Origin of the sequence: Streptomyces luteogriseus, assembly GCF_014205055.1 — a bacterium.
GTDB lineage: Bacteria > Actinomycetota > Actinomycetes > Streptomycetales > Streptomycetaceae > Streptomyces > Streptomyces luteogriseus.
In genome coordinates, this window is sequence record NZ_JACHMS010000001.1 from 4276446 (window position 1) to 4289109 (window position 12664).

The 12664-nt window shown below is 73.7% G+C and carries 10 protein-coding genes and 1 tRNA gene; 4 read left to right on the top strand and 7 right to left on the bottom strand.

All coding sequences use genetic code 11. From position 1 onward, the window contains the following. Positions 1 to 120: 120 nt before the first annotated feature. Positions 121 to 1560: a DUF2252 domain-containing protein gene (locus BJ965_RS18755; protein WP_184909720.1), complete on the bottom strand. Its 1440-nt coding sequence runs from the start codon at positions 1558 to 1560 to the stop codon at positions 121 to 123. 134 nt (positions 1561 to 1694) lie between these two features. Further along, on the bottom strand, positions 1695 to 2375 hold the full coding sequence (locus BJ965_RS18760) for a ScbR family autoregulator-binding transcription factor (RefSeq protein ID WP_184909721.1): 681 nt from the start codon (positions 2373 to 2375) through the stop codon (positions 1695 to 1697). A gap of 377 nt (positions 2376 to 2752) precedes the next feature. On the opposite strand from BJ965_RS18760, the gene BJ965_RS18765 reads away from it, so the two are divergent. Next, positions 2753 to 3724 (top strand): ScbA/BarX family gamma-butyrolactone biosynthesis protein, encoded by a 972-nt coding sequence (locus BJ965_RS18765; RefSeq protein ID WP_184909722.1) that lies wholly within the window; start codon positions 2753 to 2755, stop codon positions 3722 to 3724. After that, positions 3721 to 4644 (top strand): NAD-dependent epimerase/dehydratase family protein, encoded by a 924-nt coding sequence (locus tag BJ965_RS18770; RefSeq protein ID WP_184909723.1) that lies wholly within the window; start codon positions 3721 to 3723, stop codon positions 4642 to 4644. The genes BJ965_RS18765 and BJ965_RS18770 overlap by 4 nt, the downstream gene beginning before the upstream one ends. Here the strand turns inward: BJ965_RS18770 and BJ965_RS18775 are convergent. The 4 genes from BJ965_RS18775 to BJ965_RS18790 all read right to left on the bottom strand — a co-directional run bounded on the left by BJ965_RS18775 (position 4589) and on the right by BJ965_RS18790 (position 8793). Then, entirely contained in the window at positions 4589 to 5896 is a 1308-nt protein-coding gene (locus tag BJ965_RS18775; RefSeq protein WP_184909724.1) for a cytochrome P450 family protein, read from the bottom strand. The two genes, BJ965_RS18770 and BJ965_RS18775, sit on opposite strands and share 56 nt — an antisense overlap. Before the next feature lie 120 nt (positions 5897 to 6016). Then, positions 6017 to 6730 carry a ScbR family autoregulator-binding transcription factor gene (locus BJ965_RS18780; RefSeq protein ID WP_184909725.1) on the bottom strand — a complete coding sequence of 238 codons (714 nt, stop codon included), beginning with the start codon at positions 6728 to 6730 and terminating at the stop codon, positions 6017 to 6019. A gap of 142 nt (positions 6731 to 6872) precedes the next feature. Continuing rightward, the gene (locus tag BJ965_RS18785; RefSeq protein WP_184917311.1) at positions 6873 to 7532 is read right to left on the bottom strand and encodes a response regulator transcription factor; all 660 of its coding nucleotides are present in this window, start codon (positions 7530 to 7532) and stop codon (positions 6873 to 6875) included. Then, positions 7522 to 8793: a sensor histidine kinase gene (locus tag BJ965_RS18790; RefSeq protein WP_184909726.1), complete on the bottom strand. Its 1272-nt coding sequence runs from the start codon at positions 8791 to 8793 to the stop codon at positions 7522 to 7524. Before BJ965_RS18790 ends, BJ965_RS18785 begins: the two co-directional genes overlap by 11 nt. Positions 8794 to 8949: 156 nt before the next feature. Between BJ965_RS18790 and BJ965_RS18795 the strand changes: the two genes are divergently transcribed. Both BJ965_RS18795 and BJ965_RS18800 read left to right on the top strand, forming a co-directional pair. Further along, positions 8950 to 9675 carry an ABC transporter ATP-binding protein gene (locus BJ965_RS18795; RefSeq protein WP_184909727.1) on the top strand — a complete coding sequence of 242 codons (726 nt, stop codon included), beginning with the start codon at positions 8950 to 8952 and terminating at the stop codon, positions 9673 to 9675. Beyond that, complete coding sequence (locus BJ965_RS18800; protein WP_184909728.1) at positions 9669 to 12107, top strand: FtsX-like permease family protein; 2439 nt, start codon at positions 9669 to 9671, stop codon at positions 12105 to 12107. The genes BJ965_RS18795 and BJ965_RS18800 overlap by 7 nt, the downstream gene beginning before the upstream one ends. 471 nt (positions 12108 to 12578) lie before the next feature. Here the strand turns inward: BJ965_RS18800 and BJ965_RS18805 are convergent. Further along, a tRNA-Leu gene (locus BJ965_RS18805) sits at positions 12579 to 12662 on the bottom strand. Positions 12663 to 12664 lie beyond the last annotated feature (2 nt).

Below are 12664 nucleotides of genomic sequence, written 5' to 3' on the forward strand. Positions count from 1 at the left end.
CCAGCCTAGTTGAATCCTCCCCTCCCTAAGGGGGAGGGGATTCCTGGCTCAGGCTGCCTCCTGAAGCAGCGCTCCAGCGGGTCTTGTGCCATCGGCGCCGGCCGCCTGCGCCCCAACCCCCTACACCCCCATCTCCGCCGCGACCTTCCCCACCCGGATCCCCGCCAGCAGCTCCGCGTGATCCGCCTCGGTCCGGTCCGCGTAGGCCACGGCGAAGTCGGCCATCGCCTCGTCCAGATCCTCGTTCTTCCCGCAGTACCCGGCGATGAGCCGCGGATCGGCGCTGTGGGCGTGCGCGCGGGCCAGGAGCGCGCCGGTCATGCGGCCGTAGTCGTCCATCTGGTCGGCGGCCAGGGCGGCCGGGTCGACGCTGCCCTTGCGGTTGCGGAACTGGCGGACCTGGAAGGGGAGCCCGTCGACCGTCGTCCAGCCCAGCAGGTTGTCGCTCACGACCTGCATCCGCTTCTGGCCCAGCACGACCCGACGGCCCTCGTGACCGGCCTCCGGCACCTCGAAACCGGCCGTCACCAGATGCGGCACCAGCGCCGACGCCCGCGCCTCCTTGACCTGGAGCACCAGCGGCTCGCCCCGGTGGTCCAGGAGCAGCACGACGTAGGACCGGGTGCCGACACTGCCCGTGCCGACGACGCGGAAGGCCACGTCCTGCACCGCGTGCCGGGCGAGGAGCGGCAGACGGTCCTCCTGAAGCGTGCCGACGTACTCCTCCAGGGACGTGGCCACCGCCGCGGCCTCCGCGTCCGGGACGCGCCGCAGCACCGGCGGGGCGTCGACGAACCGGCGTCCGCCGTCCTCGGTGGCCTCGGTCGACTTGGCCGCGAAGCGGCCGCTGGTGTTGTGGCGGGCCTTCTCGGAGACGCGCTCCAGCGTGCCGAGCAGATCATGGGCGTCCGTGTGGGAGACGAGCTCCTCGTCCGCGATGGCGTTCCACGCGTCCAGCACCGGGAGCTTGGCCAGGAGCCGCATGGTCCTTCGATACGCGCCCGCCGCGTCGTACGCCGCCTTGCGGCACTGGTCCTCGTCGGCGCCGGCCACCCGGCCCGCGAGTACCAGGGAGGCCGCGAGGCGTTTGAGGTCCCATTCCCAGGGGCCGAAGACCGTTTCGTCGAAGTCGTTCAGGTCGATGACCAGGCCGCCGCGCGCGTCCCCGTACAAACCGAAATTGGCGGCGTGGGCGTCGCCGCAGAGCTGGGCCCCGATCCCGGTCAGGGGCGTGCGCGCCAGGTCGTGGGCCATGAGGCCCGCCGAGCCGCGCAGGAAGGCGAACGGGGTGGCGGCCATGCGGCCGACCCGGATGGGGGTCAGCTCGGGCAGCCGCCCGCGGCCGGACTCCTCGACGGCGCTCACCGCGTCGGGCCGGGATGCGTCCAGGTCGAGCGTGGCGTGCGCGCTGCGCGGGACCCGCCTGCGCAGGGCCTTGCCCTCGTCCTTGGGCGAGCCCTCGGCCGGCCACTCGGCGAAGCCACGCACCCGGGGCAGTCTGCGCGGCGCACCGTCCTTCGCCGTGGCCCCGCCCTCGTCCTGAGCTCCGGCCCTGGTCATCCCGACCGCCTCCCCCGCATGCGCACGAACATCACTCGTGCCGACCGTACAACCGGCGGCCGAAACGCGTCAGACCCTGTGGACAACTCCACAGCTGTGGACAATCCGCGCCGGGTCCGTACGGCAGGGGCCGGCTACGTCCCCGAGGGCACGATGGCCTCCACCGGCGCCACCGTCTCTTCGTCCGCAAGCGCCTGCGTCAGCAGCCGCTCGGCCCGGGCCACGGTGATGTCGAGCCGGGCCAGCACCGCCGGCACGGTGATGCTGGGCAGGAAGTGCTCGAACAGCACGACGACCCGGCGCTCCAGATCCTGCCGCTGGCAGCGCAGCTGGGACAGCAGCTGCACCCCGGAGAAGCTGCCGACCAGCAGCTCCGCCGTCTCCGCCACGTCGACGTGCTGCAGCAGCTCGCCCCGCGTCTTCGCCTCGGCCAGCTTCTGCGCGTTCTGGTCGATCCACATCCGGAAGGCCGGGGTGCGGTCGAGGTCCATGGCCCCCTGGTCGAGGGCGAGCCCCACACTGGCGCGCACCAGCGGTTCGGACCGCAGCCGGCGGGCCATCACCAGACCGGAGTCGACGAGCTCCTGGAGCTTGCTGGACTGCGGCGGGAGCGTGATCGCGAGCTGCTCCTCGAACACCCCCACCGCCAGCTCCTCCTTGGAACCGAAGTGGAAGTACAGCGCGCCCTTGGTGACGCCTGCCCGGTCCAGGATCTCACCGATGGTCGCCGAGGTGTAGCCGCGTTCGTCGAAGACGGCCGCCGCCGCCTCCAGGATGGTCCGCCGGGTGCGGATCGCGCGCTCCTGTCGCGCCATCGGGTGCCTCCTGATCTCCGTCGATCCCTGTGAAGTCGCTGTGTGGCGAGGGCGCGAGGGCCTGGCCGGCGGCTTGGCTCCCCCTTTGAAAAAAACCGGTTCGTCCGTATCTTAGTCAGGCGTCGATCACGGCCGGGCAGCCGATCCTGGGGGTTCTCATGCCGCAGACAGGGCCTTTAAGCGCACTCACGGACGATCAGACCGGACGCGGGGGCCGCCCGGCAAACGGAACCGCTACGACCGTCGAGAACCCGCCACAGAGCACCGTCGCACCGGAGACCGCATCACCGCGTCCCGCCACTGACGCACCCGAGCCCCCGGCAGCCGTCACCGTCACCGACGAACCCACGCCCGCCGCCACCGCCACCGATGCACCCGTGTCACCGGCCACCCTCACCGAAGACTCCGCACCACCATCCCCCGTCACCGAACGCCCCGCCCCCCACGCCCACACCGTCGTCACCAAGGAACTCGCCCACCGCAATACTGAGACGGACGTCTTCCCCGCGCGGTGGACGCGAATCTCCGACACCCGTTTCCGCTTCACCGCGCACTGGCCGGCCGCCCACGCCTTCTTCGGCCCCGTGGACGACCGCCACCAGGACCCGATGGTCGTGGGAGAAACGTTGCGGCAGGCCTCGATGGTGCTGGCGCACGCCGAGTTCGGCGCTCCTGCCGACACGCACTTCGTCATGTGGGACCTGACGGTTCGCCTCGACCCGTCCGCGCTGCTGCTGGCGGATGCCGCCGAGCCGGTCGAGTTCGACGTCGTGTGCTCCGAGGTCCGCCGCCGCGGCAGCGGGCTGCACAGCATGCGGACGACGATGGAGTTCCGCCGCGCGGGGCGGCTCGTCGCCAGCGGCACCGGCAGCACCGGCTGCACCTCCCCGCGCGCCTACCGCCGCCTGCGGGCAGCCAAGTTGAGCGCTCTGGACACCCCGGTGCCGCTGCTGCCCGGCATAGCGCCGCGGACCGCGGGGCGGGCACGTGCCGAGGACGTCGTCCTCGCACCCACGGACCGCCCCGACGTCTGGCACCTGCGCGTCGACACCGGCCACCCGGTGCTCTTCCCGCGGCCCAACGACCACGTCCCCGGCATGGTCCTGTTCGAGGCGGCCCGCCAGGCCGCGACCGCCGCGTCCGGCCTGCGCCCCTTCCTGCCGGCCGCGATGACGGCCGGCTTCACCAGGTACGCCGAGCTGCACGCCCCGTGCCGGATCGAGGCCGAGGTCCTCCATGAGCGCCCCGGGGAGGTGACCGTAAGGGTGTCGGGGCTGCAGGACGGCGGGTCCGTGTTCACCGCCGCCCTGACCGCCGCCCGGCCGCCGCGGGTACGGTCCCTTTCGTGACGGTCAAGATTCTGATCACGGGCGCGAGCGGCTTCGTCGGCAGCCGCGTCGCGGCCACGGCGCAGCGTCAACCGGACGCCCATGTACGCCTGTTGTCCCGGCACGCACCGCACGGTCCCGAGTACGTCCACGGCGACCTGTGCGCCCCGCCCTCCCTGCGCGGCGTCTGCGCCGACACCGACGTCCTGGTGCACTGCGCCGCGCGGGTCGGAGGCGACGCCGAGACCGTCGAGGCGGTCAACGACCACGGCACCCGTGCCCTGGTCGAGGAGGCCGTGCGCGCCGGAGTGAGCCGGATCGTGTACGTCAGTACGGCCGCCGTCCACGGGCGGGGCCCCTTCCGCGGCGTGCGGCCAGGGGAGGTGCCGATCGCGCCCGCGTCGCCCACCAGCCGCACCCGGGCCGCCGCCGAACGGTACGTCCTCGACGCGGGAGGCGTGGTGCTGCGCCCGCACCTCGTGTACGGCGAGGGCGACCGCTGGGTGATACCCGGCCTGGTGTGGCTGATGAAGGAGCTGTCGGCCACCCTGACCGGCTGTGCGGCGCTCCAGTCGATGATCGACGTCGACACCCTCGGCCGTGCGGTGGTGGCCGCCGCGCTCGCCCCGGCGTCCGGCGGCGGCGTGCATCATGTCAACCACCCCGTGCCGGTGGCGGTCCCCGACCTGCTGGCCTCCGTTCGGCGGGAGTTGGAGGAGCCCGGCGGCGGTGCGGCCGTGGACGTCGCCACCGCCCTGGACCGGGCCGCCGGATCCCCCCTCGCCCTCCATCACCTCGGCATGCTCACGGTCGACCACTGGTTCGTCGACGACGCGTTCTGGAAGGACGTCGACTGCTCGCCCGGCGAGGGGTTCGCGGCCGCGTTCAGCCGCGCGGCGCCTTGGTATCGCGCGTTCCTCCAGGGCCGGAGGGTTTCCTGACCGCACCAGCCTCCGATCCGTGCAGCAGCACCGGCAACTCCTCGTGACCGGTGGAGATGATGGACCGCAGCCGCTTCGGCGGACGCGACGGATCGGCCAGGGCCAGCCGGGGGAAGCGCGCGAACAGCGACGTCAGGGCCACGGTGGCCTCGGCCATGGCCAGGGGCCGGCCCAGGCAGTGGTGCACACCGTGGCCGAAGGACACGTGGTCGCGGCTGGTGGCGCGTGTGACGTCGAAGCGTTCGGCGTCCGGCCCGTGCCGCTCGGGGTCGCGCCCGGCGCCCGCGAAGGAGACCACGAGCGGATCGCCCTTAGGGATGGTCAGGCCCGGCTCGATCTCGATGTCCTCGACGGCGTAGCGCAGACCCGACATGGCGCCCGGCGCCTCGAAGCGCAGTGACTCCTCCAGGGCGTCCTCCCAGGTGGCCCTCCCGGAGCGGACGAGGTCGAGCTGGTCGGGATGGGCGAGAAGGCTGTGCACGGTGTTGTCGATGAGGTTGACGGTCGTCTCGAACCCGGCGGTGAGCAGCAGGATCAGGTTGTCCATCAACTCCTGTTCGCCGATGCTTCCTTCGTCGTGCGCGGCGATGAGTGCCGTCGTCAGGTCGTCGGCCGGATGCTCGCGCTTGTGCCGGAGGAACGCGGTCAGCGTGCCGTAGAGGTCCACCGCGTTGGCCTGGGCGTCCTCCAAAGAGATCGCCGTGTCGAAGAAGCGGTTGATGATGCGGTAGAGGGCCGCGCGCGGACCTTCCTCGCCGGGCGGTACGCCGAACAGCTCGCACACCACCTCGTGCGGGATCGGCGCCGCGAACGCCGCCCGCAGGTCAACGACTTCACCCTCGGGAACGTGCTCCAGGGCGTCCAGCGCCCGGTCGACGATCTCCTGGACGCGCGGCAGCAGCGCGTCGACGCGGCGCTTGGTGAAGGCGGCGGCCATCGGCTTGCGCAGCCGGCTGTGGTCGGCGCCGTAGGCGGTGACCATGTTGCGCACCGAGACCCAGATGGCGAGCGGCCAGGTGCGGGAGATGTCCCCGTTGATCCAGGCAGGCCAGTGCTGGTAGGCGTCCTTGCTCGTCTCGGAGCCCGCCAGGAGCCGCTTGTTCAGCTCCAGGCCGGTGATCCACCACGCCCGTACACCGCCGGGGAGTTCCACCTCCACGGCCGGGCCCTGGGCACGGATCCGGGATATCTCGCCGTAGAGGTCCTGACCGGACGGGTCGATCGACAGGAAGGGGCAGGCCTGCTGTGCCATGACTCATCGCTCCTCGGTCCAGAGGCTGGGGCACCATCGTGCGATCCGCAGGGCGAAAAAACTTGGCAACCGGTTTGTTTTGGCCATGGCTTCACCCATCGGTCGGCCAGAGGCGGGTGGCTACCGCAGCGCGAGCCCCGCCCGGCCCGCGTCCGCTCGGCCCGCGTCAGCCCGGACACCCGGCTCGGCCTGCCCGCTCGCCGCTGATGAACTCCCCACGGATGGACTCCCCGCCGGATCCAGCGTCCCGGCCAGACACGGCGCCGCCAGGCACGGCAGCAGCAGCTGCCACAGGTCGGTCAGCGAGGGCCGGGCGAGCCAGCCGTGGTCCTCGCGGGCCAGCACCTCGATGCCGGTCGTGGCGGCCAGGACGACGGCGCTGGTGCGCTGCGGCGTCACACCGGCGGCGAGTTCGCCCACGCGCTCCGCCTCGGCCAGCAGCCCCAGCACGCACTCCCGCCATCCCCGGCGCAGGTCCCGCACCCGCCCTGCGGCCTGCTCGGCGTTCAGCCGCAGCCCGGCCCGGACCACGACGTCGGCGCACAGCAGCCGGGCGATGTGGTGGGTGACATCCACGAGGCGTTGCAGGGCGCTGCCGTCGCCGTGCTGATGACGGGCCGCGGCCTCGCGCAGGGCGTCCTCGGCCGCGTGCTCGACGGCCTCGGCGACGGCGGCCTTGTTGGCGAAGTGGAAGTGCAGCGCGCCGGAGCTGACGCCGGCTCCCGCGCTGATCTCCGCCAGGCTGGCGCGGACGTACCCGCGGGTCTCGAACTGTTCGGCCGCCGACCGGATCAGCGCGAGACGGGTCCGGACGGCCCGGTCCTGTTTGGTCACCCATGGCTCCCCTGGCAGGGCTCTGATGGCGACGCAATGAAACCAACTCGCTCGCTTTTATACAACGCGTCGACAGCCCACCGGTCTTGGGACGGCTTCCAAGAGTCTTGGGACGGCGCCTCAAGGCTCCTGGAGCGGCTCCTCACGCCCGCAGATACGCCAGCACGGCCAGCACCCGGCGGTGGGTCGCGTCCGCCGGCGGCAGGTCCAGCTTGGTGAGGATGCCGGACACGTGCTTGCCCACGGCCGCCTCGGAGACGACCAGTTCGCGGGCGATCGCGCCGTTGGACCTGCCCTCGGCGATCAGCGCCAGCACCTCCCGCTCGCGCGGGGTGAGCCGCTCCAGCGGGTCGCGTCGGCGGCGCAGCAACTGCCGTACGACCTCGGGGTCGACGACCGTGCCGCCGTCCGCCACCTCGCCGAGCGCCTCGACGAACTCCTCGACCTGGCCGACGCGGTCCTTGAGGAGATAGCCGACGCCCGTGCCGTCGCCGGAGTCCAGCAGTTCGGCGGCGTACCGGCGCTGCACATACTGGCTGAGGACCAGCACGGGCAGCGTGGGCCGCTCCTCGCGCAGCCGCACGGCCGCGTGCAGGCCCTCGTCCTGGAAGCCGGGCGGCATGCGCACGTCCGTCACGACCACGTCCGGGTCATGCTCCCCGACGGCCGCGACCAGGGCCTCGGCGTCCCCCACGGCCGCGACGACCTCGTGCCCGCAGCGGCCGAGCAGTCCCACGAGTCCGTCCCGCAGCAGGACGCTGTCCTCCGCCAGGACGACCCGCAGCGACCGCTCAACTCGCAGGGTCACAAGGGATCTCCACACGCAGCAGGGTCGGTCCGCCGGGCGGACTGGTCAGGGAGAGTCTGCCATCGAGCACCGACACGCGGTCCGCGAGTCCGGTCAGTCCGCTGCCCTGCCCGGCCCGCGCGCCCCCGCAACCGTCGTCGCGTATCCGCAGCAGCAACCGCCCGTCGCGGTGCCCGCCGCTCACCTCGACGCGGCTCGCCCCGCTGTGCCGGCCCACGTTGGCGAGCGCCTCGCACACCACGAAGTACGCGGCGGCCTCGACCGCCGTCGGGAGCCGGCCGGGCAGCTCCAGGTCGACGTCCACGGGTACGGCCGAACGGTCCGCGGCGTCGGCGACGGCGGCTTCGAGGCCGTAGTCGGCGAGGACCTTGGGGTGGATGCCGTGGATGAGCTCGCGCAGCTCCGCGAGGGCCGCGCCCGCCTCCTGGTGCGCCGTGGCGAGCTGGTCGGCGAGCGGGCCCGGCGGGGCGTCGAGGCGGGCCAGTCCGAGCGTCATCGTCAGGGCGACGAGCCGCTGCTGCGCCCCGTCGTGCAGATCGCGTTCGATGCGCCGCCGCTCCGCCTCGAAGGCGTCCACCAACCGCACCCGCGACCGGGCCAGTTCGACCACCCGGGCCCCCAGATCGGCCTCCGGCGACGCGACCAGCAGCCGCGCCAGCCCGGCCCGTGCCCCGGCCACCACGCCCATCAGATAGGCGCCCAGGACGAGCAGGACCAGCCCGAGGACGGCCCACCCGACGGCAGCCGGCCAGGTCGTGACCAGCCACACCTTGAGGACCTTCGCCTCGCCGAGGACGGCCAGGAGCAGCGGAGTCGCCACCACGGAGAGCGGCCCCAGCAGGAAGACGGCGAACGCGAGGGCGTCGACCGGCCACAACAGCCCCGCGAACAGCAGGGCATGACCCAGCTCCCGCCAGGTGGCCCGCTCCCGCAGCCGCGTCGACAGCCAGGCCCGCAGCCCCGGCTCCCCGGGCGACCGGTGCGGATCCGACGACGGCTCCGCGTCGACCAGCCGCAGCCGCGACCGCTCGAGAGCCGCCACCGGCAGCCCCGCCAGGGCCGCCCCGAGCAGCAACGGCAGCCCCACCAGCGCCAGTGCGAGCACCCCGCCGACCACGACCGAGAGCACGATCCCCACGAGCACGACGGCACCGGTGACCGCGCCGGTGAGCAGGTAACACGCCGACCGCCACGGCCACGCCGACAGCAGGTAACCGGGGCGGGACAGGGCCTGCCACACGTCGCGAGGGTGCATGGGGATCACCGTAGAAGCCGCTCGGCGCCCCGGCCATGGGCGCAGCCGGAGCCCCGGAGGTATGCCTGGCCCTACCCCAGGTCTAGGCCCCGCCGCACTGCGCGGACCCGCCCCCACCCGGTTTCGTTGGGGCGACACCGACACCGGGGGGAACCCATGACACAAGACGCCGTCCAACTGGACTCCGTCACCAGGACGTACGGACGCGTGACCGCACTCGACGACGTATCGCTCGCGTTCCCCGCCGGGAGCTTCACCGCCGTCATGGGCCCCTCCGGGTCCGGCAAGTCGACCCTGCTCCAGTGCGCGGCCGGCCTGGACCGGCCCACCTCCGGATCGGTCACCGTGGGCGGCACCGAACTGACCGGTCTCGGCGAACGGCGGCTGACCCTGCTGCGGCGCGAGCGCGTCGGGTTCGTCTTCCAGGCGTTCAACCTGCTGCCCTCGCTCACCGCCGAGCAGAACGTGGCGCTGCCCCTGCGCCTGGCCGGCCGCCGCGTTCCCTCCGCCCGGGTGCGCCAGGCGCTCGGGCAGGTCGGTCTCGCCGACCGGGCCCGGCACAGACCGTCCGAGCTCTCCGGCGGTCAGCAGCAACGCGTCGCCCTGGCGCGTGCGTTGATCACCCGGCCGGACGTGCTGTTCGGCGACGAACCGACCGGCGCCCTGGACACCCGGACCGGCCGCGAGGTGCTCGGGCTGCTGCGCGGCATGGTCGACCGCGAGGGCCAGACGGTCGTCATGGTCACGCACGACCCGGTCGCCGCCGCGTACGCCGACCGTGTGATCTTCCTCGTCGACGGCCGGGTGAGCGGAGAGCTGACCGGCGCCGGCGCCGACACCATCGCCACCCGCATGACCCGACTGGAGGCCGTGCCGTGCTGAGCGTCACCCTGCGCACGCTGCGCATCCGCTGGGCCGGCTTCACCGGCAGCTTCGTCGCGCTCTGTCTGGGCGTGGCACTGCTCACCGTGATGGGCCTGGCCCTGGCCTCGACGGCCGACGCCCCGCAACGCGGCCCCGAACGCTTCGCCGCCGCGCCGGTCGTGGTCAAGGGCCAGGACACCCTGCGCGTACCGACCCCGGTCGGTGACCGCGCGTCCCCGCTCGCCCACCCGCGCCCCGTACCGGCGGCGGTCGTCTCGCGGCTGCGGACGCTGGGCCCGGTCATCGCGGACCGCTCGTTCCCCGTCCGGGCACGGGGCGGCCCCGCGGACCTGGTGGGCCACCCCTGGTCCACCGCCGCGTTCGCCCCCTACGACCTCGCCACCGGCCGGGCACCCCGCGCTACCGGCGAGGTCGTCGTCACCGGCGACTGGGCCCACCCGGGCCAACGGGTGCGCACCGGCCGCGGCACGGTGCGCGTCGTCGGCACTCTCACCGCGCGCGGCTTCGAGAACGCCATGTTCTTCACCGACGCCCGCGCGGCCCGACTGCACCCGGCCACCGCCCAGTTCGCCGTGCGGGCCGACCCGGCGTCCGTACGGAGGGCGGTGGGCGACAGCGCCCAGGTCCTCACCGGCGACGCCCGCCGCCTCGCCGACGCCGACCCCAGCCGTGACCGTGAGGCGCTCACCGCCATGAACGCCCTGTTCGGCACGGCCGGGGGCGTCACCGCCTTCGTGTCGGTCTTCGTCGTGGCGTCGACCTTCGCCTTCGCGGTCGCCCAGCGCCGCAAGGAGTTCGCCCTGCTGCGCACCGCCGGGGCGACCCCGGCCCAGATCCGCCGGAGCGTCCTCGCCGAGGCCCTCACCGTCGGCACCCTCGCCTCCGCCGCCGGCTGCGCGTTCGGCTCCTACGGGGCACCGCTGCTGGCCGCCCGCGTGGCCGACGAGGGTCTCGCCCCGGCCTGGTTCACCATCGGCGCGCACACCTGGCCGTACCACGCCTCCTTCTGGACAGGCCTGTTCGTCGCCCTCTGCGGAGCGACCGCGGCCTCCTGGCGGGCCGGCCGCACCGCCCCCACCGAGGCCCTGCGCGAGGCGGCGGCCGACAGCGGGCCCCTGACCCGGGGACGCCTGCTCTGCGGCGTGGCCCTCCTGCTCGCCGCCGCCGTGACCCTGGCCCTGGCCCTCACCGCGGACCCGTCCGACCTGCTCCACCGCAAGACGTACATCAGCCGCCCCATGCTGCTGATCACCGCGGCCGCCCTGCTCGCGCCCCTGCTACTGCGGCCCCTGACCAGACTGCTGAGCTGCTTCCCGTCAGCCGTGGGCATGCTGGTCCGCGCGAACACGGCCACCGGCGCACGCCGCACCGCGGCACTCGCGTCCCCCGTCCTCGTCACGGTCGCGCTCGCCGGTTCACTCCTCGGTGCCACCACGACCCTGAACGACGCGAAGACCACCGAGACGAGCGACCGCACCACCGCCGCCTTCATCGTCACCCCGGCCGCCGGAACGGCCTTCGACACCGCCGCCCTGCACCGGCTTGGCGCGGTACCGGGTGCGCGGATCTCACCGACGTCGTCGACGGCCGTGCACGTCCTGGAGGACGGTGTGGCCCTGATCCGCTCCGAGGCCCGCGCCGCGTTGCCCGGCGCCCTGGCGGCCACCACCCACCTGCCGCTCACCGCGGGCAGGCTGAGCGACCTCGACGACGGCTCGATCGTCGTCAACGAGGAGTGGCAGCGGCACCGGGTGGGCGACCGGGTCCGGGTGTGGCTCGGCGACGGGACACCGCGCACCCTCCGCATCGCCGCGGTGATGCCCACCGGCACCGGCGGCAACGGCGTCTACGTCACCCCGCGCAACGCCCCGGGAGCCGGAGTCGACCGCGTGGACGTGGCCCTCGAGCAGGGCACGGCTCCGGGCACCGTGGCCGCCGCCCTGCGCGAGGCGCTCGGCGCGGGAGGCGGCCAGGTCCTCACCCGGGACGCATGGATCCGGGCCACCCACCCCGAAACCAACCGCACCACCCGCCTAGGCCTGTTCCTGGTCCTCGGCATCGCCCTGCTCTACACGGGCATCTCCGTGGCCAACACCACGGTCATGGCGGCCTCCGACCGGGTCCGCGACCTGGCCGTGCTGCGGCTGACCGGAGCCACCCGGTGGCAGGTGCTGCGGCTGACCACGGCCGAGTCCCTGACGGCCGTCGCGGCCGGTGCGCTCCTCGGTCTGCTGGTCACCGTCGTCAACCTGGCCGGGATGTGGGGCGCCCTCGCCCTGCTGTCGGTCCGGCCCACCGCCACCCTCCCGTGGCAGGCCCTCGGCACGACGGCGCTCGCCTGCGCCCTCCTGGCCGCGACCTGCGCGACGGCCCCCGCCGCCCTCGCCCTGCGCCGCCGCCCGGCTGACCTGGCCGGGCCACGCGAATAGCCCTCGGGACCGGGCCGGGCCACACGAATAGCCCTCGGGACCGGGCCGGGCCACGCGAGAAGCCCTCGGGACCGGGCCGGGCCACGCGAGAAGCCCTCGGGACCGGGCCGGGCCACGCGAGAAGCCCTCGGGACCGGGCCGGGCCACGCGAGAAGCCCTCGGTGCCGGGCCGGGGAGTGGCCCTCCGGCCCGGGCCATCGGCACGCCGGGCATCGCCCGCACCACCCTCACCGGCCGGCTGCGGCGCCCGGAGGCCGAGGGCCTGCTGCGGCGACGCCTCCACCGGCGGAACCCGGTCCGCCACGCGTACCCGCCGACGGACGAGCGGGACCTGACCGCCCGCACCGGCCCGGCCGACCAGGCCTGAGAGCTTCCTCACACGGAGGAGCTCCGGGTCGGGCCCGAGAGAACCCTCACAGCCATCAACACGAAGAACGGGCGGCATCTGATCGATGCCGCCCGTTCCGACGGTGCGCGAGGGGGGAGTTGAACCCCCACGCCCTTTCGGGCACTGGAACCTGAATCCAGCGCGTCTGCCTATTCCGCCACCCGCGCAT